Source organism: Acinetobacter lactucae (assembly GCF_001605885.1).
In the GTDB taxonomy this organism is placed as follows: domain Bacteria; phylum Pseudomonadota; class Gammaproteobacteria; order Pseudomonadales; family Moraxellaceae; genus Acinetobacter; species Acinetobacter lactucae.
Genome location: NZ_LRPE01000005.1, coordinates 22,582 through 48,412, shown reverse-complemented (window position 1 = coordinate 48,412; position 25,831 = coordinate 22,582). Strand labels below are relative to the sequence as shown.

The following is a 25,831-nucleotide window of genomic DNA, read 5'->3' as shown; positions in this document are numbered from 1 at the left end:
TCAATAAAGAACTCACGGGCTGAAGCAAGTATTTGCTCTGGCTAGTTAATTTTGAATATCCTACTCAACCATACCAGCATTGTAAATAAGAATCATTATCTTATCTTCCATTTAGCGTATTTTGATAAAAGCGCCATTCATCTTCGATCATTTGTTTTAACGTGCGTTTTGGCGACCATTGCAATAAGGTTTTTGCTTTCCCAATATTAGCCCCAACTTGACCTAACTCAACATGTTTATAAATTGCTGATTGTGTCGGAATCTCAGCTTGGGTGGCTTGGGAAATTTCATCGAGTAATTGACGAATTGAATGAACTTGATCATGGGCAATATTAAATGCTTCACAACAATGTGTTTGATCACGCAGCCAATGTAAACTCGCGCTCACCGCCTCGCATAAATCTAAAACATGTAGAAAACTACGTTCAGTCGTATGATCTGACGTTTCGGCTTGATCTTGTAATTCAATCAAATCACGCTGCATGGCTGCGACTTGCATCGCAAGTGGTACGATATTTTTAGGGAGCTGAGCGACATACTCTCCGAGTACACCATGTTCAAATGCACCTACAATATTAGATAAGCGCAAGATTGCAATTTTCCACTCATGGTCAATTTTATAAGTATCACGGATAATTTCTTCAATCATCTGTTGAGACTTAATATAAGGATTAGGATAAGCGTAATTAAATTCTTCTGTTTCGCTTAATTGCAACCCAGATTTCCCATAAGCTGCAAGACTAGACAAGTGAATAAAGTGACGAACACCTGTACGTTGCATGGCGCGTAATAAACTCATGATGCAACTGACATTATCATTGTAATATTCAAGAGGTTTAAGGTTAGATTCTTCAATTGATTTGAATCCGGCAGTATGAATAACCGCATCAATTGAGTATTGCTCAAACACCTTATTCAATGCTGGTGTATTACGTACATCAAGTTTGACAAATGGAACGTACATACCAGAAATAAATTCTAGCCGTTCAAGCGTTTGCAAGGTCGAATTAGCCAAATTATCGACGATTACCACTTCTTGCCCTTGAGCCATAAGACTCAATGCAATGTGTGAACCGATAAAGCCTAAACCACCTGTCACTAAAATCATTGTATACTTACCTTTCTCTTAATGTATCTACGCCCATTTAGACGTATGACCATAGTGAATTCTCAATGAGTACATTACTACTAATTACCTCTGCTCCTACTTCCATTCATGCTTGGCATGCGTTAGGGCTTGCTCAGGCACTCAAAAGTAAAAATGAAGACTTCCGTGTATTCTTTTACCAAGATGGCGTGCAGGTTGCTAATGATTTTCAATGGGTTCCTGACGACCAGCGTAATTTAACGCATGAATGGCAAAAGCTTGCGATTCGTCTTCCTGTTTGTGTGAGTGCTGCCCTCGCTCGTGGTATTACAGATGCAGAAAATGCCAGTCGCCATCACCTTACTCATCACAACCTTGCCAAAGACTTTGAACTTGTCGGGTTAGGTGAACTTGCTGATGCAGTACAGTCAGCATCTCGTCTTATTCAATTTTAAGTTACTTTGTTTGCTTAGATTGTTGCTTTTAAAAGGTATATTGTGTGAAATCTGTACTCGTCATTTTAAGCCAAGCCAATTTAACCAGTCTTCAAATCAATGAAAGCCTTTCCGCTACTATGGTTTTAGCAACCTTTGGCTCACCCGTCAAAGTATTATTGAAAGATGCTGCTCTTAGTCTTTTGCAAAATGATTTGAGCTTTGATCAGTTTGCTCAGGCTTTTAAAGTGGCTTCAAATATGGTCGAAAGTTTTGAGTTCTACGACTTGAGCCCCATTCTGATTGAAAGTAAAAATCAGCAACATCCTCTTGTACAAAAAACCGAACAAGAGATTGAATTTGTTCAGTTGAATGCTGAATTTATTCAATCTTTTGATCATGTTCTATATTGGTAGATGAAGGTGTAAGTTTAATGAATCCATCAACGCTTTATCTTGTGCAATCTTCTTACCACGCTACGCCTAAGATTATTGATGAGTTAAGTCATCTTTTTCAGGCAGGTGACCAGATTGTTTTTATGGGTGAATCAGTTGCACAGCTTTCTGCTGAAATGATTCAATCATTTGAATCTGTTTCATGTTTAAGCGTCGAAAAAAACTTACTTGATACCGATACTTTAGCTCAGATGAATGTATTAGATTATGATCAATTTGCTGATCTGATTTTGACGTTTAATCGCTGTATTTCTCTTAAATAATATATTTAGGCTGGTTTCATGAATCTAGAATTAGACCAAGATGGTCATTTGGTTGATTACACAATTTGGAATCCCGAAGTTGCACAAGAACTTGCCAAATCGCTTGATCTTGAACTCACTGATTGGCATTTTGAAGTCTTAGCGGCTGTACGTCAGTTTTATCAACAGTTTGGACATTCTCCAGCAACTCGCCCACTGATTAAATTTTTAATGAAAACGGTAAGTCCAGAGATTAATAATGCTGTTTTACAGCAACAATTTAATACTGGTTTAGTGGCGCGTCATTTAAGTCGTTTAGCAGGGATCCCTAAACCAGCAAATTGTTTATAAAATTAAGTAAACTTTTTGGCGGCAGCAACGCATAAAATAGTTGCTGCTGTAACCACCAACATTGACCAACTTACTTGTTCGTTTAACAAGACCGCAGCAATACCTAACCCCATTAAAGGCTGTAAGAGTTGTAGTTGGCTAATTGCAGCAATTCCTCCTTGAGCAAGCCCTTTGTACCAAAAGAAAAAGCCAATCAGCATACTAAATAAAGACACATAAATAAGGCCAACTAAAGCTGACGTAGACACGCTCTGAAATGAAGCTGGCATATAAAAAACAGTCAGAAACAGCATAAAAGGTAGTGACAAAATAAGCGCCCAACAAATGACCTGCCACCCACCTATTTTGCGCGAAAGTACGCCACCCTCAGCATAGCCAAAGCCACAAAAAATAATTGCCATTAACATATAAAAGTCACCCATCCCAAGTGATGTATCACCAGAAATGAAAAACATATAAGCGAAGACAACCGCACTCCCCAAGACTGCAAATATCCAGAAAAATTGATTTGGTTTTTCGCCTCCTCTCAATACAGCGAATATTGCTGTTGCAAGGGGTAAAAGGCTAACAAAAACGATAGAATGAGCTGCATTCATGTACTGCAGGGCAAGTGCTGTAAATAGTGGAAAACCTATCACCACACCTAAAGCAACAATGACAAGAGGCCACCAATCTTGCTTAGCTGGTTTCTCTTGTTTTAAAACTAATATCAGAATAAGACCTAAAATCCCGGCAATTGCCGCACGTGCTGCGGTTAAAAAACCAGGATCGAAACCCATTACAGCGACACGTGTTGCTGGCAATGAACCCGCAAAAATAGCTACGCCAATAAAACCATTCACCCAGCCATTCATAAACCTATTCATAATTTTCTCCGTCACTATACGAAGAATTTAAGCTGTGCTAAGGTGATTAAACCAGATACAAAGCAGTACAATTTAAAAGAACTGTTATGTACTAATAACCAGTACAGTTGGGATTTTAAGTCAGTGAATCAGAGCAAAACAAAAATTGAAATTGTTATTTCAGAGATTGAGCAACAAATAAAAAATCGGTCTTTAATGCCTGGAGCACGCTTACCTTCTGTTCGTAAGTTAGCAAATGACCTCGGCTTTTCTGTATCAACGGTTGTAGAAGCATATGAACGATTAATTGCTTTAGGCAAAATCGAATCAAGAACTGGATCTGGTTTTTATATTGTTGGTCCGCTCGCACCTTTAACTTTAAGTGAATTAGGCCCACAATTAGATCGCTCAGTCGATCCATTATGGATTTCACGTCAATCTTTGGAAGCAAAAGCAGATGTTTTTAAGCCTGGCTGCGGTTGGTTACCCGATGACTGGATGCCATTAGACAGTATTCGTAAAGCATTAAGATCAGCTGCAAGAAGCCCAGATGATTGCTTGATGAGTTATTCAACACCGTTAGGATTACCCGCTCTACGTGACTTACTGGCAAGACGCGCTCAAGCAAAAGGGATAAACGCAAACCTTAATCAGGTGCTTTTAACAGACTCAGGGACTCAAGCGATTGATCTGGTTTGCCGATTTTTATTAAAACCTGATGATGTGGTTTTGATTGATGATCCTTGTTATTTCAATTTTCATGCTTTACTTAAAGTTCATCAAGTCAAGGTAATTGGCATTCCCTACACACCCACAGGCCCTGACTTAGAGGCATTTAAAGAAGCAATTGAAACTTATAATCCGCGTCTTTATATAACCAACTCAGGAATTCACAATCCAACTGGAGCAATACTTTCTCTTTCTACGGCGCATCAATTATTAAAGCTTATTGAGCAATCCAATTTGATTGTTGTTGAAGATGATATTTTTTCAGATTTTGAATATAGCCCTGCTCCTCGGCTTGCTGCTTTGGATAATCTTTCACGTGTAATCTTTATTGGAAGTTTTTCTAAAACGTTATCAGCATCTATTCGCTGTGGTTATATTATTGCAAAACCAGAATGGATTGATCAGCTCACTGACCTAAAAATTGCCACTAGCTTTTCTCACAATGGAGTATCGGCTGAAGTTTTATTAAGTGCTTTAACAGATGGATCTTACCGTAAACATATAGAATTACTAAAGGTTCGTTTAACAAAAGCGATGCACGATACGATTACTAAACTTGAACCATTAGGTATCAAGCCATGGATTAAGCCTCAAGCTGGAATTTTTGTTTGGTGTCATTTGCCAGAGGGAGTTGAAGCTTCAAAAATTGCAAAATATTGTATTAACCATCAAGTTATTCTTGCACCAGGAAATGCGTTTAGCCAAGCTCCTAATGCTGGTCAATTCATACGTTTTAATGTAACGCAGTCAAATCATGACCACATCTATAAGACTCTAGCTGATGCGATTCAACAAGAGTCTTCATAATTAGTAATAAATTAGGCTTGTTTCTGTTTTTGCTGCATATATGCAAAATAACCCGGCCCAGCTGAAACCTGAACTTGTTTTGCATGTAAAGGTTCACGGCAAACCGAACACACCATCACTGGTTCAAACTTATGACCACAATTTTTATGACGATATTCTAAAGGTTTACCCAAACCCTGATCCATCCATTTATCTGCCCAATTTGCCATAGATAAGATAATTGGATAAAGCTCAAAACCTTTATCAGTCAATTTATATTCAAAACGTTCCTGACGGTCAAAATAAGGAGCTTTGACTAAAATTTCATATTCAACTAAACGCTTTAGACGATCCGAAAGGACATGACGAGTTACACCTAATGACTTTTGAAAATCGTCAAAACGGCGTATTCCCATAAAAGCATTACGTAATATTAGCATCGTCCATCGATCGCCAATTACTGATAGCATACGAGCAACCGAACAAGGTTGATCACCGATGTCGTCCCATTTCATCTTTATGCGTTCCTCGATATTTACTAGCCTAATGGCCCTATTATTTATACCCTAAACCACTTAGCACGATTTATGCAAGATTCATTATAAAAATAACTTCTTATGAATTTTATAAAAGAATTATCATTATAAAAAAATAGAAAGTTATTATATAAATTTGCTTAACAAATATAACTCACCCAATTGTATAGTGAGCCATATTTATCATTAATTTGAAATGAATACACCTTTCAATATATAACCCGCTTCCAATTTTACATTTGCCGGAATTCGGACCAGACAATTGGCCTGCATTAAATTACTGAGCATGTGCGATTGTTGTTTTGCCAGACTTTTAACTTTGAGTTGTCCATTGTCAAAATAAGCATGCATTCGTAGAAAGCGCTCACGTCCATCTTCTTTTAAATCATGATCCAAAATTGCACTAAACCACTCTGGCCCTGCCGAGTTTCCCTGCAAAGTGTCAAGCAATGCTTTACCGTAGACCTGCATACAGACATAGACCGCAGCAGGATTACCCGGCAATCCTAATAAATAACACTGATGATCTTTTTCAGGTTGAGAATATTCAGCAAAAAAGATTGGCTTACCCGGCTTTTGTTTTACTTTCCAAAAGATTTGTTCAAAACCAACTTCAAAAGCGCATGGTCGAACAAAATCATAGTCGCCTACAGACACTCCGCCTGTGGTTATGATGACATCATGACTATCTTTTAATCGGTCGAAATATTGTGTGACCTGTGCTGCCTCATCTGCTACATGAATAATTTCAACCTCTAAGCCATAATCTTTAAACCAAGCTTTTAATAATGGACCATTTGCATCAAAAATTTTACCTTCGGCAAGATCTTCTGCTTTTTCGGCAACTTCATCACCAGTAACTAAAACAGCGACTTTCGGTACACGGTAAATCTCAACCGTTTGTACACCTGCCATACTTAAAGCAGCCAAGCTTCCAATATTTAGAAACTGTCCAACTTGTGCAAGCAACTGTCCGTTCTGGATTTCTTCGCCAGTAAAACGGATATCAGCTTGAGAGCGAATATGTTCAGTTAACGAAATTTCTTGTGCTGAAATGACCTCTACTATTTCTTGCCTCGCAACATGTGTTGTGCCTTCAGGAATTTTACCCCCCGTAAATATACGAATTGCCTGACCTTCACTCAAAATGTCATGACTTTCGCTTCCAGCACGAATTTCACCAGTAACCTGAAACTTTTGATTATTTAAATCTTCTGCATGGCTACACAACGCATAACCATCTACAGCACTTTGAGAAAAGCTTGGCAAATTAATTTCTGAATAAATTTCTTTAGCAAGATACCTGCTTAGGCTATTTTGAAGCGCTTGCTGAATTGAACCTAATTTTTTAGGATGATTACTCATCAGCTCAATTGCTTCATCGATGCTAATCAACCCACGTTCTGTGCCACAACCTGACATTATTCATAGCCTCCCGGATGTGGTAAATCACGGCAAACATCAAAAATATGTACTAATGCTGGTAGGATAGCAGCCATTGATTCACTTGCTCCACCACGGCTTCCCGGTAAAGTCACCACTAAAGAACGATCAATAAAACCAGCTACTCCACGCGACATTGCAGCATATGGCGTGCGTTTTTGTCCAAAAGATCGTGCAGCTTCCATTAACCCATCTAGCTTACGTTCAAGAAGTGGCTCTAGCGTATCAACCGTAATATCACGCTTACCAATTCCAGTACCGCCAACGGTCATAATGCAAGCATATGATTTGCTCAGCTCAAGCACTAAGTTTTTTAAAGTATCCGCTTCATCTGGCAAAATTTGGTAATGAATTGGGTCGAATCCTGCCTCGGTTAAAGTTTCAACTACAGATTTTCCGGCAGTATCTGGCTTTCTACCCGCAGCGACAGTATCGGACAGCACAATAACAGCCGCCGAAACAGGCTGACGAAGAACTCGCTTAAAGTGTGATTTCCCACCTTTTTTCTTAAGCAATTTACATTGATCCATCCAGAGCTCTTCTGGTTCACAATGCGGTTTTAACATATCATAAATGGTTAACCCTGCAAGACTGGCAGCAGTTAAGGCTTCCATTTCTACGCCAGTTGGACCAATGGTTTCAACCACGGTAATAATCTTTACAAAATCATGTTCTAATTCATATTCAACATCTGCACGATAAATCGGCAGTGGATGACACAAAGGAATCAGCTCATCAGTTCGTTTTGCTGCCAAGATTCCTGCAACACGTGCAGTTTTTAATGCATCCCCTTTTTCAGTATTTCCTTGTCTTAATAATTCGATACAGTGTGGTGGTGCATATAAAATGGCTTGTGCTTCAGCAACACGATAACTTTCCGGCTTCATTCCTACGTTTTTCATTATTTATCCTAGTCGTGCTTATTTCAGTGTGAGTGTTCATGGCCGGTATGATGGTGATGTTTGTGTTCGTGCGGTGCATCCTTACGAATACAGCAGCCTTCTACATAGTGACTCGTGCCATCTGTAAAGAACTCTTCTTTAAATACAGGTACTTCATGCTTTACGCGCTCAACTGCTTCTTCACATGCTTGAAAAGCTTCACGGCGATGGGCTGCATAAGCAATTGCAATAATTGCTGTTTCACCAACATCTAAATATCCAATCCGATGAATCACTCGCACATAAGATACCTGATACTTTTTCTCAATTTCCAGTTCAATTTCACGTATCATTTTTTCAGAAAGCGGTTTATAGGAGGTATATTTCAACGCCTTAACAGCCTTGCCTTCATGATGATTACGAACCGTACCCATAAAAATATCAATTCCACCGCATTCAGGAAATGATTCAATTGGATCAAAGGTATCTAGACTTAAAGCCTGCTCTTGTATACGGGCAAAATCTCGCATGGCTTAGCCTCCTGCAACTGGTGACAATAAGACCAAAGTACACGGCTGACTTAAGGCAGATTGTCTGGTTATAACGTTATCCTCTATCGCACACGCACATTTTTCCATGGCCTGTGTACATTCTGGATGTAAACTAACAATTTGATCTAAGACATCTTTCACTAAAATATTGGTAGGACAAACAATCGAAAGATTTTGGGGAAGCAATTTTTCAATTGCACCGAACGATTCGATTTTAATTTGGATAGATTGCTGCATTTATCCCCCAAGCATATGCATACTGATTTTACGGGTTTGTTGATGTTGTAAGGCATGAAAGCCTTTGGCTTTGTTCCAGATATACGGCATAACTCTCTCTTTTAACTGCTGACTATGTAGCAGATGATCGCTTGAGTTCTGTGCGCGCAATAATGCTTGAAGCTGTGGCTTAATATTTAAACCCTGCTGCGCAAATAGACAGTTATACAACTCACCTTGTGCTGTTAGTCGTATGCGATCACATTGGTGGCAAAATGAATGAGTAATGGTTGAAATGATGCCTAGAGCATAGCTATTGTTAAGCAGATATTGGCGCGCTGGTTCATGCTGCTGCTCGATAACTTGTACTGAATAATGCGGTTGTAAAGCCTGTAAAATATCAGCTTCACTCACCACATCTTTATTTGACCAAAGTGCATCACCATCAAGTGGCATGAATTCAATAAAACGTAGTGGAATATAGTTAGCAATTGACCATCTCACCATGGGTAAGATTTGATCGTCATTTTTATTTTTCATTAACACGCAGTTAATTTTAAAAGGTAGACCTGCATCTTTTGCAGCTTGAATACCTTCAAGAACTGAATCTAATTTTTTCTTGGTGAGTTCTTTAAATTGAATCGGATCAAGACTATCTAAACTAATATTTAAGTCATCTAAACCAGCATCTTTTAATTGCTGAGCGTATTTAGCCAGATAATGTCCATTGGTGGTCATTGAAATACGTTTTAAGCCTAATACTTTTAAAGCTTGTAAATCACGGACGAAATGGACAATACCTTGACGCATTAATGGCTCTCCACCCGTAATACGGATGCTTTCAACACCATGTTGCACCATAAAACTGCAAAACTGAAAAAGCGCCTCAAAACTAAGCAAATCTTGTTTATTTAGCCATTCAGGATGTTCAGGCATGCAATATACACACTTAAAATTACAGCGATCGGTTACCGAAATTCGTAACTTTCGCTTGATACGCCCATATTGGTCTTGTAGAACAGATGGCGTATTTTCAGAGTGATATTGTTTCATCTTTTGCACTCATGTCGAGAACAGTTCAAATATTGCTAGCACTGATTATGAGCAATTAAACTTAAAAAATTGCGCCTTAGTAGTGCTTTAATCTTTATAGCAAAATTTGTTCCAATTCTATTTATCATCCATAATTCTTTGGGTTTTAATTAAAATATTCGCCTTACCGTTTTAGCTCAGTTTTTAAAGCTTTACAAAACCTTTGTGGCGTCAACCTGTTATATGTCTGCTCTATTTCTAGCACTTTTCTAAACGTATGGGTACATATTTATGGTACGGCGTTTTAGATAAAGGATCACAATGCTCACCAGAAATTAGCAGATTTAATTGTGGTCCAATTGGCTCTCCCCCTTGGAAACGCATGCCATAGCCATGTGGAAGTGACACCACACCTTTTCGCATTCCCTCATCAAAATCTACAGTAACCTGAATTTCTCCATGTTGTGAGATACATTTGAGCTGACCTCCTGCATCTACATTTAGCTGTCTTGCATCTTCAGGATGAATTCGTAAAGCCCCTTCAGCATCTACTTTTCGCCAAGCAGGATCACGGTAAATTTGATTGGCGTTATAACTACGTCGCTCACCTGATAAAAGTATGAATGGAAACTCTTCAGCATTAACCTGATGATTTTTTAAATTTGCTAGCTCGTTTAACATCTCTGGAATAGCAAGACGTACTTTCTTATCTTTATAAGCCACCAATTTCCAGACTTCGTCATATTCATGTTGCGATAACACCACACCTGAACGTTGCTTTAAAATTTGTTCAAATAAACGAACGCCTAAGGTTAAAGGATTACCTTTGTAACCTGCACGACGTACAGCCTTAGTATGCAAGAAAGCATATTGAATCGATAACGGCAATAAAAAAGCAACTGAATCTGCAGAATTGCCAATTCGTTTACCAAGAGTTCGATAAATGATAGAGGCAGCAAAAGGGATATATTTTTTATTTCGCGCAAAAGTAAGCCCTAATGCCGACAAGTACGGTAAATAGGCTGTTTTCTTAGAGTCAACTGAAGCTATTTTTTCTAAAATTGGAAAGCGTTTTGGAATCACCTGCATGGCTTCAAGTAATCGTGTATATATTTCGGCTTCTGGTAATGTGTTTGCTTGAGCAGTCAATACGGGATGTCGCAGGTGAAAGCCATTCTTAGGAAACTCAAGATTAAAGCCAGTAAATTCCCATTTCTCAAATTGAGTATGAGCAGGCAAAATGTAATCCGCTAGTCTTGCTGTTTCTGTCATGGCAACATCGACCACAACCAACAAATCTAATGCTTTAAAGGCTTTTTCGTAGGCAGATGTATCAGGGTAAGTTAATAGCGGATTACAACTATCTACAAACACAGCACGAATTCGTTTTTCCCCTGCTTTTAAGATTTCATCGGGTAAAATATTAGGGGGAAAGAACCCAGAAATTGGGAACATTTTATGGTAAACACTACGTCTATACTTCGGCTTTCTTTCATCTGTATCGCTTAAGATTGGAATAAACATGGTATGCAAATTATTGGTACCTTGCTTTCCAAAGTTTCCAGTCACTAAGTACAGTAGTTTTTCTAAATAGCCATTTAATGTCGTATTTAAAGTATGTTGAATACCTAAATCAATCCGCACACAGCCTCTTTTTGCCTTTGCAAAGTCTCGAATCACTTGGTAAATCAAATCGATTGGAACATCAGCTTTAGCAATATAGTCTTCAATCGGGACACTGCTAAAGGCAGCTTTTACCTCTTGAAACCCTTGTGTGTGCTGCTCAATAAACGCTGCATCATAAAGCTTTTCTTTAATAATGATTGCAATCATCGCCGACATTAAAAAAGCATCTGTCCCCGGTTTTAATTGCACATGAATATCTGCTTGTTTTGCTGTTTCAGTAACACGTGGATCAAACACCACCATGGTGCGGTTCGGATCTTTCTTAATATGTTTTAACGTGTCTCGTGCGTTGGGAATACCATGGGCCTGAAAAGGATTTGTCCCAATAAAAAGAACATAATCGGCATATTCAACATCTTCTGTGGTATGGCAAGCCTGGCTCCCGAACAAACGCCCATTGAGCCAGAAATCACCCGTTTTTTCTTGTGCAAGCGAGTTATAAGCATAATAACTTTTCATAGCCAGTAAGAGTTGTCGACCATAAGCTGCACCTAGATGATTGCCTTGACCACCGCCCCCAACAGATGCAAAAGCTGTCCCACCAAAATTATCTCTAATCTGTACTAATCGATCAGCAATTTCTTGAATGGCGACATCCCAGCTCACTTCTTGAAATGAACCATCTGGCTGGCGTTTTAAAGGTGCGGTCAAACGGTCTGCATGTTTCTGGTAGTGTTGTAATCTGGCAGCTTTTTGGCAAATGTACCCTTGAGAAAATGGATGCTCAGGATTGCCTTTAATTTTGACAAACTGATTATCTTTAACTTCAACACTTAAACCGCAGTTTCTAGAACACAAAATACATGCGGTCACATCTGTTTTATTTTGCTGAACTGCATCGATCATTTTTCTGGCTCCATTTATTTTTATACATCTGGCTAGAATGAAAACAACAAGTTCCAAAATAGAACTTAAATTCTAAATAGTCAATAACTCAAAATTTTAAAAAATGATTTCAGATTATCAATGTAAATTTCAAATCGATATGGTTAAACTTCTAATTTGTCGAAAATATCTCTTTAAATGCTTTGATTTGTTTGTATTGCTGAAGCTCATCCAATGAATTAATGCTATGAAAAAATAGGTTTTGTTTTTGAAATATAGCGACTTGGGCATGTAAAAGCTTAAAACATTCTTTCAAACTTAACCGTTGCTTTTCAATTTGCTCGGTTATTGTGCTAAGGTTTTCACGTTTTAATAGACAAAATGGGTACAAGGCATCTCCGTTAATTGAAACATAGGCTGCCTGAGCCTGTTTATTTTTCCGAAGTGCGCTGTGTAATTTTGCAACGACTTGGGTAGGAATATAAGTTACATCACAAGGGATAAATAAAACATAATCTGCGCTTACATTTGACCATGCACTTTTCATTCCCATGAGTGGACCAAAAAAGCCTGCTGCATCATCTTGATAACATTGAATGTCCGGCACAATACTTTGATAAATTGAATAATCACGATGGCTATTCACCCAAATTTCAGACACTGATGATCTTAATTTCTGATGAATTTTAATCAGTTGCGTTTCACCATCAAATTGCTGCAATAGCTTATTTAAACCATTCATACGGCGAGCTTGTCCGCCCGCCAGAATGACCATATCAGTTATGGGATACCCCTTATTCACACTTCTACCTCCTGTTGGCAAGCTTTAATCAAACCACGGATTTCAGGTAAACATGAACCACAGTTACCACCTGCTTTTAAACAAGCCGTCACTTGCTTTTCATGAGTAATATTTTGAGTTTTGATTGCGTCTATAATTTTGTTTTTACCTACTTTAAAACAACTACAGACTAAAGGTCCGTCATTATTTGTAGCAGACATTCGCATGCCAGCCAGTAACGCTTTTCGGTGTAAGGCACTTAAACGTTCCCGTTTAAACAAACTTGCGACCCAGTCACGGTCCGGTAATAAATCTGGCGGTGCAATATATAAGCTTGCAATTACAATGCCATCTTTCAAAATAATGCTATGACTCAGTTGTGAGGAAATATCTTCAATGCTTAACCATTCAAAAGTTTCATCGGCAAATGGCAAAAAGCTTTTCAGATTCTTCTGCGTGTCATGAAAAGTTTGGCGGTCTGCAAGTTCATAACGGTTGGTTTTCAGCATTTTGACCTTGGTCCACCATGCACAGTGATGTAGCGATTCTTGAATATGCGAATCGTATCCTTCACGAATATAGAGCACGCCTTGCCAAGTCGTATAGAATGGTTGAATGGTTACAGGCGTATGTTTGAACTCAGGTTCGCCTGAAATTGCATCGACTTCGGGGTTAACGACTTTACCAATACGGGCATCGGATGCGACCTGTTCAGTCCAGTGAATCGGCGCAAAAATTTGACCACGGCGTACACCAGATGAGAACGTTACGCGTAGTACACAACTGCCCCATTTCGAGCGAACTTCTACCAAGCCTTGATCACGTACACCAAATTTCAAGGCATCACTCGGATGAATCTCGCAGAATGGTTCAGCGCGATGGCTGGTCAAATTTGGTGACAAACCGGTACGCGTCATGGTGTGCCATTGGTCTCGAATACGTCCAGTGTTTAGAATGAGTGGATAGTCTTCCGAAATTGCATGAACTGGATCAATTGCAACAGTTGGAATCAATTTCGCCTTGGCATTTTTATGACTAAACTGGCCCTTGCCAAACAGTTGTTGAACGGCTTTAGCGTCTTGGTTTTTATTCCACACTGGCCATTGCACTGGTTGTAGAGCATCGTACTCGTCATTACTTAGGTTCATTAATCCTTTCAGGTTGAAATAACGGAAATTATTACTCTCTTCTCGCACATCCATATCTGCATTGTCTTGTGCAGATAACGCTGCATGCTCATTGAAAATATCAACAGCACTCGCGAAATCAAAACCATTAAAGCCTAATTTTTTTGCGACTTGACTCACCGACCACCAGTCTGCTTTTGCCTCACCTGGCGAAGGTAAGAATGCTCGCTGACGAGAAATACGGCGCTCAGAGTTCGTCACAGTTCCATCTTTTTCTCCCCACCCTAAAGCTGGAAGCAAGACATCAGCATAAGCAGTAGTATCCGTATCTGCACAGATATCTGACACGACGACTAACTCGCACTTCTCTAATGCCCGTTTGACTTGATCGGCATCTGGCAAACTCACGACTGGATTGGTCGCCATAATCCAGATGGCTTTAATTTTTCCGGCTTCAACGGCACGGAATAAATCAACTGCTTTTAAACCCGCTTGAGTTGCAATGAATGGACTGTCCCAGAAAGTTTGAACTACTTTTTGATGTAGTGGGTTATCTAAATCCATATGTGCAGCCAACATATTGGCTAGGCCACCCACCTCACGGCCACCCATCGCATTTGGCTGACCTGTCATTGAAAACGGCGCAGCGCCGAGCTTACCAATTTTTCCAGTCAATAAATGACAGTTAATAATACTGTTGGCTTTATTTACACCCTGACTTGATTGATTCACACCCATTGAAAATAGAGTAATGACTTTTTCAGTTTGAGCAAATTTTTCAAAAAACTGCTGTAATTTATCGAGTGCAATTCCCGTACGCTTTGCCACATATTCAATTTCAGTTTCTGGCTGACTACTTGCCAAAACTTCTTGCAGACCTTCGGTATAAGCATCCACAAAAGCCTGATCAGCATGTCCATTTCCATATAAATATTGAAATAAACCATTAAACAAAGCGACATCTTGACCCGGCAAAATCGATAAATGTAAATCAGCCTGCTCACAAGTACTGGTAAAACGTGGGTCAATTACCACGACAAACGTATCTGGATTTTGGCTTTTAGCCTGCATGATCCGTTGATAAAGCACAGGATGGCACCATGCAGTATTAGAGCCGACTAAGACCACCATGTCTGCATGCTCAAAATCTTCATAACTTGCAGGCACAATATCTTCACCAAAGCTACGTTTGTGACCTGCCACCGCAGATGACATACAAAGCCGTGAGTTGGTGTCGATATTAGCTGTACCCAAATAGCCTTTTACAAACTTATTCACCACATAATAATCTTCAGTCAAAAGCTGACCTGAAACATAAAATGCAATGCTGTCACGGCCATATTGGTCGATACAAGCTTGGAGTTTATCGGCAATTTTATTGATTGCCGCATCCCATGTCGTTACCACCCGATCAGCTTTGCGCCCTATCATCGGCTGTAAAACACGTGTTTCCAACCCCAAAGTATCCGCCAAGCGGCTACCTTTAATACACAAGCGTCCAAAGTTGGAAGGGTGCTCAGCATCTCCTTCAACTTGTACCAGAGGTCCTTGAGGTTTTTGTTGGACTTTTACACTGACACCACAACCTACCCCACAATATGGACATGTTGTTTTGGTGATTTTTGCAACATGGTCGGAGCTATCGATTTCAACACTTGGAATACTATTCATAACTGCTCCTTTCCCTATTTAGCCTGCATTTTTTAATGCAAAATCTCGACCAAATAGCAGCTTATTTCTAAATGAAGAAACAGGTGTTTGATCTGCAATTAACTCTGAATACCACATACCATCTTCAGTATCACCGAACAGTACTGCACCGATTACTCGATCGCTTTGAATGATAATACGCTTATAAATCTGGCGTTTTTCATCGTTTAAAACAATGTCTTCATAATCATCTTTCGGCTCAAAGTTACCCGCAGAGAACACATCGACACCACTGACTTTTAACTGAGTTGGTACAGTAGGTGCTTTAAAAGTTAAGCTGCCGTGCTCTGCTAAATGTGTCGCGCAAATAAATGCTTGGCCCCACAATGGTTCAACCAAACCAAAAGTTTGACCACGGTGCTCAATACACTCACCCACCGCATAAATACTTGGGTCAAACGTTTGCATGGTGTCATTGACCAACACACCGCGGTTACAACGTAAACCGGCACTTTGCGCCAAGCTAATATTTGGACGAATACCGACTGCAAATACCACAAGATCGGCTTCTAAAACCGTGCCATCTTTCAAACGGATTTGCTTCACATGACCGTTTTCATCACCAATTAACGCTTCGGTATTCGCTTCGGTAATGATTTGAATGCCTTTTTGCTCAATGCTATAACGCAGTAACTGACTCGCACGACCATCAAGTTGGCGTTCCATAATACGGTCCATCAAATGCAGGACTGTGACATTCATACCGCGTTGTTTTAAACCATATGCTGCCTCTAAACCCAGTAAACCACCGCCAATTACGACCGCATTAGTTTTTGAACCACAGTATTCAATCATGGTGTTAACGTCATAAATATCACGGAAAGTTAGAACACCCTTTAAATCAACACCTTGAACTGGTGGAATAAATGGTGCTGAGCCTGTTGCCAAAATCAAACGGTCATAATCAACTGTCTGGCCTTTTTCGGTGTAAACCACTTTACGCGGACGATCAATTTTTACGGCTTTATCACCCGCAATAAATTTGATGCCTTTCTCATCATACCACTTTGGTGGATGTAACATGATGTCTTCAATGGTTTTTTCGCCAGATAAAACCGGAGATAACATGATACGGTTATAGTTCCCCCAAGGTTCTTCACCAACTACTGTAACTTCATAACGGTCTGGGGCCATATCAAGTAAATCTTCTAGACAACGCATACCTGCCAAGCCATTTCCAATCAGTACCAGTTTAAGTTTGTCTTGAGACACACCTGTATTGGTAATATAAGTTTTTTGCGGCACTGCATTGATCCAAACACGACCATCAACAATTTTGCTTGGATAAACTGAAAGCTTTTGGTCTTTATCTTCTAAACAACGGCCCGTCGCTAAACTAAAATGTTGTTTATAGATTGGTGATGCAATGACACGTTCGCCTTGCAAATCACCAATAATCCCGCGGCTCATCACATTCGCTTGACTAAATGGATCTTTATTACTCAATACATAAACACGTTTTTCATGACCCACACGAAAGATTGCAACCGCTTGACCGCCCACTAGCGCTCCCGCGCCAGTGTTCGGGGTTAAATCATCGAGTGCACACACGTCAATCCATTGATCATCAGGAAGCATATTTTTGTCTTGTACAATATTCATAGAAATTCTCCTTTATGCTTCAACCATTGGAATGCGATCTTCTGAACGTTCAGCATCAGTTAATGGACGGATTTGACCACGTTCAGTCGTAAATTGAATGTGTGGATCGGCCTGTTCACTCGCGCCTGCATTGATATAGGTTTGGAAGCGTTTACGCACTTCAGGATTTTCTACCGCAGTACGCCATTCGTCTTGGTAGGTGCCAATAATGTGTTCCATACGGCGTTCAAGCTCAGCAGCTAAACCAAGAGAATCATCTACAACAACAGATTTAAGGTAATCTAAACCACCTTCCATGTTGTCACGCCATACACTGGTACGTTGTAAACGGTCTGCGGTTTGAATGTAGAACATATAGAAACGGTCGATGTAGCGGATGAGCGTTGCTTTATCAAGGTCAGACGCAAGTAACTCTGCATGACGTGGTTTCATCCCACCGTTACCACATACATAAAGGTTCCAACCTTTTTCGGTCGCGATAATACCGACGTCTTTGCCTTGTGCTTCTGCACACTCACGTGTACATCCAGACACAGCCATTTTTAATTTATGTGGTGAACGTAAACCTTTATAGCGGTTTTCAAGTTCAATCGCCAAACCAACCGAGTTGTCTACCCCGTAACGGCACCAAGTACTTCCCACACATGATTTCACGGTACGCAATGATTTACCGTAAGCATGACCAGACTCGAAACCAGCAGCATTTAACTCTTCCCAAATGAATGGAAGCTCGTGAACTTGCGCACCGAACATGTCAACACGTTGACCGCCAGTAATTTTGGTGTACAGGTTATATTTTTTCGCGATTTGACCAATGGCAATTAAACCATCTGGAGTAACTTCACCGCCTGCCATACGCGGCACAACCGAGTAAGAACCATCTTTTTGGATGTTACCCAAGTAATAGTCGTTACTGTCTTGTAAGCCTGCATGACTTGGCTCAAGTACGAAATCATTCCAGCAAGAGGCCAAAATGTTTGCCGCAGCAGGTTTACAAATGTCACACCCTAAACCATGACCATGTTGATGAATCAAATCATCGAAGGTTTTAATTTCATTAACACGAACCAAGTGATACAACTCTTGGCGCGAGTACGGGAAGTGTTCGCAAATGTGGTTATTTACCGTTACACCTTGACGTTGTAACTCAGATTTCAACACTTGAGTCACTAATGGTGCACAACCACCACATGCTGTTGCTGCTTTGGTGCATTTCTTTAATGCACCTAAAGAAGTCGAGCCATCGCAAATCGCTTGGCAAATGTCCGCTTTTGATACGTTGTTACATGAACAAATCGTTGCGCTGTCTGGCAACAAATCTACACCGCTACCACCTGACTTACCTGCCGACTGTTCAAAGCCCGGCATAATCAAGCTTTCAGGAACTTCTGGTAAAGCCAGACCGTTTAACATCATTTGTAAAAGGTCGTTGTATTCTTTTGCATCACCCACCAAAACTGCACCAAGCAATTTGGTTTTATCTGCATTTACAACAATCTTTTTATAAACCAGTGCATGCTCATCTGCATAGAAATAGCTTAATGCACCCGGCGTCATAGCATGCGCATCACCTACAGAGGCAACGTCCACACCCATCAACTTCAACTTAGTGCTCATGTCTGCACCAGCGAAGCAATGACACTCTTCATCTAAAATGTGTTTTGCTGCAATACGTGCCATGTCATAGCCCGGTGCAACTAAGCCATAGATTTTATTTTGCCAAAGCGCACACTCACCAATGGCATAGACATTGGTATCTGATGTTTGGCAGTAATCATTAATTACAATACCGCCACGCTCACCAATCGCGAGACCACTATTACGTGCAAGCTCATCACGTGGACGAATGCCGGCAGAGAATAAAATGACATCTGCCTCAAGTTCACTACCATCTGCAAATTTCATTACATGTGTAGTGCTGTTGCCCGATTCAATAGATTGAGTCGCTTTTTGTGTATGAACTTTTACACCAAGGTCTTCAATTTTACGGCGTAAAACTTTACCGCCCAAGTCATCAATTTGAACTGCCATTAAACGTGGCGCAAACTCAACAACATGTGTTTCTAGATCTAAATCACGCAACGCTTTGGCGGCCTCAAGGCCAAGTAAACCACCACCAATCACTACACCTGTTTTTGCATTAAGACTTGCTGCACGAATCGCGTCTAAGTCTTCAATCGTACGGTAAACAAAACAGTTTTCACGGTCATTACCCGGAATTGGTGGAACAAATGCATACGAACCAGTTGCCAACACCAATTTGTCATAACTGATGACATCACCATGGTTAGTTGTGACTGTTTGTGCAGTGGTATCAATTGCAGTTGCTTTAGTATTAAGACGTAAGTCAATGCCATGCGCATCAGCAAAGTCAAAACGAGCTAAAGATAAATCTTTTGCCGATTTCCCCGAAAAATATTCTGTCAAATGTACGCGGTCATACGCGATACGAGGCTCTTCCGCGAGAATCGTGATTTCCAGTTCATCATCTGCTTTTTCTAAAATGGCTTCGATGAATTTGTGGCCCACCATACCATGACCAATCATTACCAATTTCATAGTGTTTCTCCTCAAATCACGTTGCTTTTACGCTGCGTTATTGCGTTCTCAAATAGACGTTGTTTTTTGCCTTGTAGTTCTACCGAGAAGCGAATCAATCTCACAAAGCAGATAGCTGCTTGGAATACATTTCTTTCACTCGTTGATGACACCCAATGCACAGCAAAGTCATAAAAATAAATAAAAAAAGCGAGCCCCCTCATAGAGAAGGCTCGCATCGCTGGAACTGAAAAATTAAATAATTCAGATGTAAATTTTTTATGCAATAAAAATAAAGACATGGCCTTCACTCCGACTGAACGTAACTTCTTTGTGCACACTTGAATGTTCACAAACTCGATCAGAACGGACATCTTTGGCCGTCTTTAAAACTTATGGTCGTCTTCGACCTGTTAATAAATAAGCATTTTGCATGCCAGCTTTCAAAAAAATTAAATTAATTATTTTTTATTATTATTTTTCATATAGATAAAATTTTTAAAAATATAGAAGCGAATATTCTCATATGGAGAACTGCTCTAATGTTGCACATTTATAATGGTCAGGTAAAAATACGCTCTGCTACAAAATGAATCGCATTTTTGCACCAAGATTGATCAATTATGCCATTAAGCATGCTAATTTAACGTTAAAGCTCGATTTTTTCTTTAGTTTGCTATGGCATTAATCTTGCTTAAATAATTGATAACAAAAACGCGTCGAATTGGCGCATTTTCTTAGCCTGATTTTCTGAACTTATGCCAAAACTCAAAATAGCCCTTATTGATGATGATCATGCGCGAGCCGACTATATAAGAAAAAGTTTGCTTGAAAATGATTTTGAAGTAGTTGCATGCCTTACTTTGGATCATTTAAATATCTTTCGTCTAGAACATTTGCAAGCTGATGTGATCTTGCTTGATATGGATCATCCTCATCGTGACATTATTGAAAGCTGTGTCAGTAGCTATGACCTGCCTACAGTTCTATTTACCAAAAATTCTGATAAAGACACCATTAAACAAGCCATCGATGCGGGAGTCACTGCTTATATTGTCGATGGCATTGACCCTTCCCGCTTGCATACCATTTTAGAAATCTCAATTGAACAATATAAAAAGCACAAAAAACTTGAAGGTGATTTAAAAGAGGCTCAAACCAAACTTGCCGACCGTAAAGATGTTGAAAAAGCCAAAGTGTTACTTATGCAACTGCATGGCCTACCTGAAGAAACTGCATTCCAGCTTCTTAGAAAAAATGCGATGAGCCACCGGATTACGATTGGAGAAATGGCACGGCGTTTACTTGACGCTCAAAAATTACTTGGCAATCAACTTAAGGATGAATAAATGAGCACATTAGAAAAGACTCAATTACAACTCGGCTATATTCCTTTGCTTGATTGTCTTGCATTGCTTTGGGCAAAACAAAGAGGTTTCTTTGAAGAACAAGGTTTAGATGTCACTTTAGTTAAAGAAGCATCTTGGGCAAGTCTGCGCGACCGTCTTGCTTTTGGACTATTAGATGCAGCTCACTGCTTATCGGCGATGTTACCTGCAGCCGCTGTAGGCGCGGATCAAATTGGTACACCTTTACAAACCTCACTAGTTTTAAGTGAAAACCGTGCTTTCATTAGCTTAAGCCAAAAGCTTACCCATCAACTTGCAATTCAAGAAAATGACACCGCGCAAATGTCTTCACAAAAAGTGAGCCATTATATTGAACAAGGTCACTCCATTTCGTTAGCGCATGTGTTTAAGCATTCTATTCACCATTATTGTTTAAGAGAATGGTTAGCTTTAGCAAATCTAAAACTCGCGCAGTCGATCCAGCTCAAAACATTACCACCACCTTATATGGTAGAAGCACTGGATAATCATGTTATTAATGGTTTTTGTGTGGGTGAACCTTGGAATACCCAAGGTGAGCTTCTTGGTTTAAGTAAAATGATTTGCTCCAGTCAAAACATTATTCCATCTGTAGCTGACAAGGTTTTAGCCGTAACGCAAGAATGGGCCAAGCAACATCCACAAACATTAGTTGCGCTCACCACCGCAATTATGAAAGCTCAGCAAGAGCTTGGTGAATTAGAAGATTTTGCCCCAATTTTAAAATTATTGGTCGAGTCTGGAATTGTACGTTTTCATTGCTCAGAAGAAGTGCATGTCGATAAATATTATATGATTCAGAATATTGTTCGTCATTTAGTAAAAGAAAGTGCTCTTCCAAAAGTAGAAGACTTTTATTGGCTACTCGAACAAATGCAAAAGTGGGATGAACTTCAAATCGATCAAGCAGAAATCACAAGCTTGGGAGCTCAGTGCATTAATCTTGAGGCCTATAAACAAGCCAAACAGCGATATTCTTCATAAGCTCTCTAGTCTCAAATCTGCATAAAAAAGCTGGTGATAAGTGAAGGTTAAAAACTTAACACCAGCTTTTAGCTAAAATCAATTAATAATTAAAAGTATAATTCAAACCTAAGGTATGCCCTTGTGCCCGCATACTAGACACTGGTGAAAAGGTAATTTCTAACTGCTAGCTATAAACCGTGCGATAGTCTTTATTCCACACGTTATAAATTCCAAAATCCACTCGCCCCTTATAAACTGGAAAATTCACTAGGGCGTCCATAATCGCATAACCCTTTATTTTTAGGTGGATTACCATATTAAATAACTAATAAAGATTTTATACCCATAATAGTAATGACTACCATTTACATCTATAATGATAATGACTACTATTTGCACCAATATTAATATTTACTAATTGGGAATAAAAATGCGCTTGTTACCCTTCAGTCTTTGCGTACTTACAACAGCAATTTGTACCCATCTTTATGCCGATGGTTCAATTAAAACAACTACCGAATCACAAAATGCTGAAGCTAAACTTCCGACAATTGTGATAACAGCGACACGTACACCCAAAAGCATTGCTGAAATTGCAGGAACAGTTCAAACCATTTCTGCTGATGAAATTGCGCAACAGGCTGGTCCAGGTCGTAAAGTTGCAGATGTTTTGGCACAACTAGTTCCATCTTTAGCACCAAGCAGTGGAACGAGCAGTAATTATGGTCAAACTATGCGCGGACGAAATGTACTGGTGATGATTGATGGCGTATCACAAACTGGCTCCCGTGATGTAGCCCGTCAGTTGAATAGTATTAGCCCAAATATGATTGATCATATTGAGATCGTTTCAGGTGCGACCAGTATCTATGGTTCAGGTGCGACTGGCGGAATTATTAATATTATTACCAAACGTGCTGACAACTCTAAGCCTGTTAGCTTTCAAACAAAATTAGGTGTGACATCAGCCGATAATTTCCGCGGTGACAGCCTGGCTTATCAAGTTGGCCAAACGGCTTCATTTGCAAATGATAAAGTCGACGGTTTTCTTGGCATAGACTATACTAACCGTGGCTCTCAATTTGATGGTAATGGGAATCGTATTTCATTAAGCCCTTGGCAAGGCAGCACTATGGATACTGACACCATTGATGTGAATGGTCGCTTGAATTTTAATTTGACCGATAGTCAAAGTTTAAGTTTTGGTGCGCAGTATTATCAAGATGAGCAGGATACAGATTATGGAGTGGATTACGATACAACTTCGGAATTTTATGTTCCTAAAAAAGGATTAGAGCTAGATAACCAACCTTTTACAAAGCGTTATGCAGTAAATACTCAATATCAAAATACTGATTTTTTAGGTCAAATCCTCAACGTTGAAGCTTTTTACCGTAATGAGAAATCTAGATTTTATCCAGCCCGTAGAGGAACGACCACAACTTATTCTCAATCGCAGTCGAATGTTGATTACGCAGGTATTCGTGCAACAATACAATCAGTGTTAAAACTTGCCGATAAAGACTTGAAGCTGACTTATGGTTTAGATTATGACCGTGAAAAAGATCACCAATATGTGGACTGGTTAGAATCTGATAGTAGTTATTTAAGATTTAAAGAGTCTAATCCTAATAATTATGTATCGGATTATGGGCCAGATACAACGATTCAAAATATGGGGGCATTTTTACAAGGGGATTATGCGCTAACGGATCATCTAAGTATTCAAACTGGAGTTCGTTATCAATATATTCAAGCAGATAACGATAGTTACTACCGTAATGGGCGTCCAGCAAGTGACTCTACATATAGACCATCAGGTTCGACAGATAGTGATAAATTTCTGTTTAATTTAGGAACTGTTTACAAACTTACAGATACACAACAACTTTATGCCAATTTCTCTCAGGGCTATAGCTATCCAGATGTACAACGCGTATTACGTGGAAATAGTATAACAGCAAATATTGACTCTTCTGGTATTGTACCTATTGCTGTAAATAGTTATGAATTAGGTTGGAGATTGAATCCGAATGATGGATTAAATCTAGGTTTAACAGGTTTTTATAATACTTCTGACAAATTTGTAAGCTTTGCTAATAGTGATGTAAGAGTTGTAGATACAGATCAACGTATTTATGGCGCAGAAGCCACAGTGAGTTATCCATTTATGGACAACTATAAAGTAGGTGGTACTTTAGGTTATACGCGCGGACAATATAAGGATGCTTCAGATTCTTGGCATGAGTTAAATGCTTTTACAGTTTCACCAATGAAAGGTACATTGTTTGCTGAGTGGAATAATGCAGAGGGCTATGGTGTACGTGCTCAAATGTTGGCAGTCAAAGGAACTGATAAGGCGTACAAAGATGATATAGCACTCAAAGCCAAAAATTATAGTGATGATTATAATTCTGCTGCAGAGATTAAAGGTTATACCACGATGGATGTGTTAGCACACTTCCCTGTGGCGAAAGGTCGTGTGGACTTTGGTGTCTATAATCTATGGGGAAATCAATATAAAACTGTATTCGCTCAACAAGCAGCAGTAACCAATGCTAACTCATTGTTAGCAATCCCAGCCGAAGGTCGTACTTTTGTGCTAAGTTATACTATAAATTATTAAATTTAGAACTGGGAGAGACTGTTCTAAATTTTCTAAAATTAACGTAATATGCCTTATTATTTAATAAAAAGTCCAACCCTAGTGTCTGGACTTTTTTTAATGATTTGTCACGTTTAACGGTTAATTATCAATCAACTTTCACAATTTCATGTAGCCTCTCTTATTCTATTAGAGAGAAATACAGATATTAAAATTCGACTTTTTTTAACAGTCTGATTTAGGTTTTCCCAAAAAAACTTGCCCCTCATTCTTTAATCGATCATGGATTAAAATGGTATGTAAGAGCATATGATTATGAAAAATGATGCTGTATATCAAACTGGTCCTGACTATTTGAGATAAAAAATTAAGTTGTTGATTTATTATATTTTACTGTACTCTCATTTCTAATTCATTTAGTCCATCACGTTGCCGATAACTTCCACAGCGTGAGTAAAATTCATTTCGATAACAATGATATAAAACTGCTGTTTTTTCTAACATCTTTATTTTTTTCTGCGCTTGATAAGCAATATCTTCTGCAATATAGGCATAAGATTTTACATTTTCATCCGGCTCACCCACTATTCTACTGGCAGTTGAATTTTCAAAAATAAAATAACTCATCATGCGCATAACAGCTCTGAAATGCCCTTGCCCAAGCACATGTTTTTCACCAAATAAAATATGCCAGCCCAGATCAGAGTCATCAGCATCATAATAAAGCGCCAGCCGATCACGCTTGGCTTCATATATCTCAAGATAACCCACATCAGTATGTTCAATCGTAATAATAAATAACCGCTGATGATCATCACAAATCATCTTTTCAAAGTAAACTGCCAGTTCAAGCTCCGGTTTATTCAGCTGCCACTGGGGAATCACATGAGGTTCATGCATCCATTTATACAATAATGGAAAATCCTGCGGGAGTTGCACAGCCCTTAATCCATAGGCTATTCCTCTTTCCTCGTAATGGAACTCATCCAACAGCTGTGAAGATAATGTCATCATA

At 39.4% G+C, this 25,831-nt stretch carries 23 protein-coding genes and 1 pseudogene; 8 read left to right on the top strand and 16 right to left on the bottom strand.

The genetic code is table 11. The annotated features are described in order from the left end of the window. Positions 1 to 100: 100 nt before the first annotated feature. Complete coding sequence (locus AWW73_RS02375) at positions 101 to 1,108, bottom strand: NAD-dependent epimerase/dehydratase family protein (RefSeq protein WP_062848642.1); 1,008 nt, start codon at positions 1,106 to 1,108, stop codon at positions 101 to 103. Positions 1,109 to 1,173: 65 nt separating this feature from the next. On the opposite strand from AWW73_RS02375, the gene tusD reads away from it, so the two are divergent. From tusD to AWW73_RS02355, 4 genes are read left to right on the top strand one after another with little or no spacing between them, the layout of a single operon-like run. Next, a complete protein-coding gene (gene tusD / locus AWW73_RS02370; RefSeq protein WP_002115623.1) occupies positions 1,174 to 1,542 on the top strand; it encodes a sulfurtransferase complex subunit TusD in 369 nt (122 codons plus the stop codon). Between the two features lie 44 nt (positions 1,543 to 1,586). Then, positions 1,587 to 1,937, top strand: coding sequence for a hypothetical protein (locus AWW73_RS02365; RefSeq protein ID WP_016145663.1), 351 nt, complete (start codon positions 1,587 to 1,589; stop codon positions 1,935 to 1,937). A gap of 17 nt (positions 1,938 to 1,954) precedes the next feature. Continuing rightward, entirely contained in the window at positions 1,955 to 2,239 is a 285-nt protein-coding gene (locus AWW73_RS02360) for a hypothetical protein (protein ID WP_031948584.1), read from the top strand. 18 nt (positions 2,240 to 2,257) lie between these two features. Continuing rightward, entirely contained in the window at positions 2,258 to 2,569 is a 312-nt protein-coding gene (locus AWW73_RS02355; RefSeq protein WP_002115694.1) for a TusE/DsrC/DsvC family sulfur relay protein, read from the top strand. A 2-nt stretch (positions 2,570 to 2,571) separates the two neighbouring features. Here the strand turns inward: AWW73_RS02355 and AWW73_RS02350 are convergent, their stop codons facing one another. Next, positions 2,572 to 3,435: a DMT family transporter gene (locus AWW73_RS02350; RefSeq protein ID WP_062848641.1), complete on the bottom strand. Its 864-nt coding sequence runs from the start codon at positions 3,433 to 3,435 to the stop codon at positions 2,572 to 2,574. A 123-nt stretch (positions 3,436 to 3,558) separates the two neighbouring features. Here AWW73_RS02350 and AWW73_RS02345 point away from each other — a divergent pair, with 123 nt between their 5' ends. Continuing rightward, positions 3,559 to 4,950, top strand: a complete 1,392-nt coding sequence (locus AWW73_RS02345) for an aminotransferase-like domain-containing protein (protein WP_062848665.1) — start codon at positions 3,559 to 3,561, stop codon at positions 4,948 to 4,950. A gap of 11 nt (positions 4,951 to 4,961) precedes the next feature. Here the strand turns inward: AWW73_RS02345 and AWW73_RS02340 are convergent, their stop codons facing one another. From AWW73_RS02340 to AWW73_RS02285, 12 genes are all read right to left on the bottom strand, one after another. Next, a complete protein-coding gene (locus tag AWW73_RS02340; RefSeq protein WP_062848640.1) occupies positions 4,962 to 5,444 on the bottom strand; it encodes a winged helix-turn-helix transcriptional regulator in 483 nt (160 codons plus the stop codon). A gap of 207 nt (positions 5,445 to 5,651) precedes the next feature. Next, complete coding sequence (locus AWW73_RS02335; RefSeq protein WP_062848639.1) at positions 5,652 to 6,887, bottom strand: molybdopterin molybdotransferase MoeA; 1,236 nt, start codon at positions 6,885 to 6,887, stop codon at positions 5,652 to 5,654. Continuing rightward, positions 6,887 to 7,810: a bifunctional molybdenum cofactor biosynthesis protein MoaC/MoaB gene (gene moaCB, locus AWW73_RS02330; RefSeq protein WP_000799986.1), complete on the bottom strand. Its 924-nt coding sequence runs from the start codon at positions 7,808 to 7,810 to the stop codon at positions 6,887 to 6,889. Before moaCB ends, AWW73_RS02335 begins: the two co-directional genes overlap by 1 nt. Positions 7,811 to 7,833: 23 nt before the next feature. Beyond that, complete coding sequence (locus AWW73_RS02325; RefSeq protein WP_062848638.1) at positions 7,834 to 8,319, bottom strand: molybdenum cofactor biosynthesis protein MoaE; 486 nt, start codon at positions 8,317 to 8,319, stop codon at positions 7,834 to 7,836. 3 nt (positions 8,320 to 8,322) lie between these two features. After that, complete coding sequence (locus AWW73_RS02320; RefSeq protein ID WP_031948591.1) at positions 8,323 to 8,577, bottom strand: MoaD/ThiS family protein; 255 nt, start codon at positions 8,575 to 8,577, stop codon at positions 8,323 to 8,325. Then, positions 8,578 to 9,618: a GTP 3',8-cyclase MoaA gene (moaA, locus tag AWW73_RS02315; RefSeq protein WP_081409460.1), complete on the bottom strand. Its 1,041-nt coding sequence runs from the start codon at positions 9,616 to 9,618 to the stop codon at positions 8,578 to 8,580. It abuts the gene before it with no gap. A gap of 228 nt (positions 9,619 to 9,846) precedes the next feature. Further along, positions 9,847 to 12,120: a molybdopterin-dependent oxidoreductase gene (locus AWW73_RS02310; RefSeq protein ID WP_062848636.1), complete on the bottom strand. Its 2,274-nt coding sequence runs from the start codon at positions 12,118 to 12,120 to the stop codon at positions 9,847 to 9,849. Between the two features lie 151 nt (positions 12,121 to 12,271). Beyond that, positions 12,272 to 12,901: a molybdenum cofactor guanylyltransferase gene (mobA, locus tag AWW73_RS02305; RefSeq protein ID WP_062848635.1), complete on the bottom strand. Its 630-nt coding sequence runs from the start codon at positions 12,899 to 12,901 to the stop codon at positions 12,272 to 12,274. Then, on the bottom strand, positions 12,898 to 15,678 hold the full coding sequence (locus AWW73_RS02300) for a nitrate reductase (protein WP_062848634.1): 2,781 nt from the start codon (positions 15,676 to 15,678) through the stop codon (positions 12,898 to 12,900). The genes mobA and AWW73_RS02300 overlap by 4 nt, the downstream gene beginning before the upstream one ends. Positions 15,679 to 15,696: 18 nt before the next feature. Next, positions 15,697 to 17,319 carry a nitrite reductase small subunit NirD gene (gene nirD, locus AWW73_RS02295; RefSeq protein ID WP_062848633.1) on the bottom strand — a complete coding sequence of 541 codons (1,623 nt, stop codon included), beginning with the start codon at positions 17,317 to 17,319 and terminating at the stop codon, positions 15,697 to 15,699. 12 nt (positions 17,320 to 17,331) lie between these two features. Further along, positions 17,332 to 19,878, bottom strand: a complete 2,547-nt coding sequence (gene nirB / locus AWW73_RS02290) for a nitrite reductase large subunit NirB (protein ID WP_062848632.1) — start codon at positions 19,876 to 19,878, stop codon at positions 17,332 to 17,334. An 11-nt stretch (positions 19,879 to 19,889) separates the two neighbouring features. Continuing rightward, entirely contained in the window at positions 19,890 to 20,231 is a 342-nt protein-coding gene (locus AWW73_RS02285; RefSeq protein WP_062848631.1) for a hypothetical protein, read from the bottom strand. Positions 20,232 to 20,615: 384 nt separating this feature from the next. Here AWW73_RS02285 and AWW73_RS02280 point away from each other — a divergent pair, with 384 nt between their 5' ends. Together AWW73_RS02280 and AWW73_RS02275 are read left to right on the top strand one after the other, a co-directional pair. Next, positions 20,616 to 21,206 (top strand): ANTAR domain-containing response regulator, encoded by a 591-nt coding sequence (locus tag AWW73_RS02280; protein WP_016140698.1) that lies wholly within the window; start codon positions 20,616 to 20,618, stop codon positions 21,204 to 21,206. Further along, positions 21,207 to 22,229: an ABC transporter substrate-binding protein gene (locus tag AWW73_RS02275; RefSeq protein WP_062848630.1), complete on the top strand. Its 1,023-nt coding sequence runs from the start codon at positions 21,207 to 21,209 to the stop codon at positions 22,227 to 22,229. An 82-nt stretch (positions 22,230 to 22,311) separates the two neighbouring features. Here AWW73_RS02275 and AWW73_RS19130 read toward each other — a convergent pair. Continuing rightward, a pseudogene (locus AWW73_RS19130) lies at positions 22,312 to 22,512 on the bottom strand (hypothetical protein); the annotation flags it as partial. Positions 22,513 to 22,641: 129 nt separating this feature from the next. On the opposite strand from AWW73_RS19130, the gene AWW73_RS02270 reads away from it, so the two are divergent. Further along, positions 22,642 to 24,837, top strand: a complete 2,196-nt coding sequence (locus tag AWW73_RS02270) for a TonB-dependent receptor (RefSeq protein ID WP_062848629.1) — start codon at positions 22,642 to 22,644, stop codon at positions 24,835 to 24,837. 369 nt (positions 24,838 to 25,206) lie between these two features. On the opposite strand, the gene AWW73_RS02265 is transcribed toward AWW73_RS02270, so the two are convergent. Continuing rightward, on the bottom strand, positions 25,207 to 25,830 hold the full coding sequence (locus AWW73_RS02265) for a GNAT family N-acetyltransferase (protein WP_062848628.1): 624 nt from the start codon (positions 25,828 to 25,830) through the stop codon (positions 25,207 to 25,209). Between the last annotated feature and the right edge of the window lies 1 nt (position 25,831).

Excerpts from the sequence above, each read along its gene's own strand:
- AWW73_RS02375 (WP_062848642.1), bottom strand. The coding sequence starts at position 1,108 with ATGATTTTAGTGACAGGTGGTTTAGGCTTTATCGGTTCACACATTGCA.
- tusD (WP_002115623.1), top strand. The coding sequence starts at position 1,174 with ATGAGTACATTACTACTAATTACCTCTGCTCCTACTTCCATTCATGCT.
- AWW73_RS02360 (WP_031948584.1), top strand. The coding sequence starts at position 1,955 with ATGAATCCATCAACGCTTTATCTTGTGCAATCTTCTTACCACGCTACG.
- AWW73_RS02355 (WP_002115694.1), top strand. The coding sequence starts at position 2,258 with ATGAATCTAGAATTAGACCAAGATGGTCATTTGGTTGATTACACAATT.
- AWW73_RS02350 (WP_062848641.1), bottom strand. The coding sequence starts at position 3,435 with ATGAATAGGTTTATGAATGGCTGGGTGAATGGTTTTATTGGCGTAGCT.
- AWW73_RS02340 (WP_062848640.1), bottom strand. The coding sequence starts at position 5,444 with ATGAAATGGGACGACATCGGTGATCAACCTTGTTCGGTTGCTCGTATG.
- AWW73_RS02335 (WP_062848639.1), bottom strand. The coding sequence starts at position 6,887 with ATGTCAGGTTGTGGCACAGAACGTGGGTTGATTAGCATCGATGAAGCA.
- moaCB (WP_000799986.1), bottom strand. The coding sequence starts at position 7,810 with ATGAAAAACGTAGGAATGAAGCCGGAAAGTTATCGTGTTGCTGAAGCA.
- AWW73_RS02325 (WP_062848638.1), bottom strand. The coding sequence starts at position 8,319 with ATGCGAGATTTTGCCCGTATACAAGAGCAGGCTTTAAGTCTAGATACC.
- AWW73_RS02320 (WP_031948591.1), bottom strand. The coding sequence starts at position 8,577 with ATGCAGCAATCTATCCAAATTAAAATCGAATCGTTCGGTGCAATTGAA.
- AWW73_RS02310 (WP_062848636.1), bottom strand. The coding sequence starts at position 12,120 with ATGATCGATGCAGTTCAGCAAAATAAAACAGATGTGACCGCATGTATT.
- AWW73_RS02300 (WP_062848634.1), bottom strand. The coding sequence starts at position 15,678 with ATGAATAGTATTCCAAGTGTTGAAATCGATAGCTCCGACCATGTTGCA.
- nirD (WP_062848633.1), bottom strand. The coding sequence starts at position 17,319 with ATGAATATTGTACAAGACAAAAATATGCTTCCTGATGATCAATGGATT.
- nirB (WP_062848632.1), bottom strand. The coding sequence starts at position 19,878 with ATGAAATTGGTAATGATTGGTCATGGTATGGTGGGCCACAAATTCATC.
- AWW73_RS02285 (WP_062848631.1), bottom strand. The coding sequence starts at position 20,231 with ATGTCCGTTCTGATCGAGTTTGTGAACATTCAAGTGTGCACAAAGAAG.
- AWW73_RS02280 (WP_016140698.1), top strand. The coding sequence starts at position 20,616 with ATGCCAAAACTCAAAATAGCCCTTATTGATGATGATCATGCGCGAGCC.
- AWW73_RS02275 (WP_062848630.1), top strand. The coding sequence starts at position 21,207 with ATGAGCACATTAGAAAAGACTCAATTACAACTCGGCTATATTCCTTTG.
- AWW73_RS02270 (WP_062848629.1), top strand. The coding sequence starts at position 22,642 with ATGCGCTTGTTACCCTTCAGTCTTTGCGTACTTACAACAGCAATTTGT.
- AWW73_RS02265 (WP_062848628.1), bottom strand. The coding sequence starts at position 25,830 with ATGATGACATTATCTTCACAGCTGTTGGATGAGTTCCATTACGAGGAA.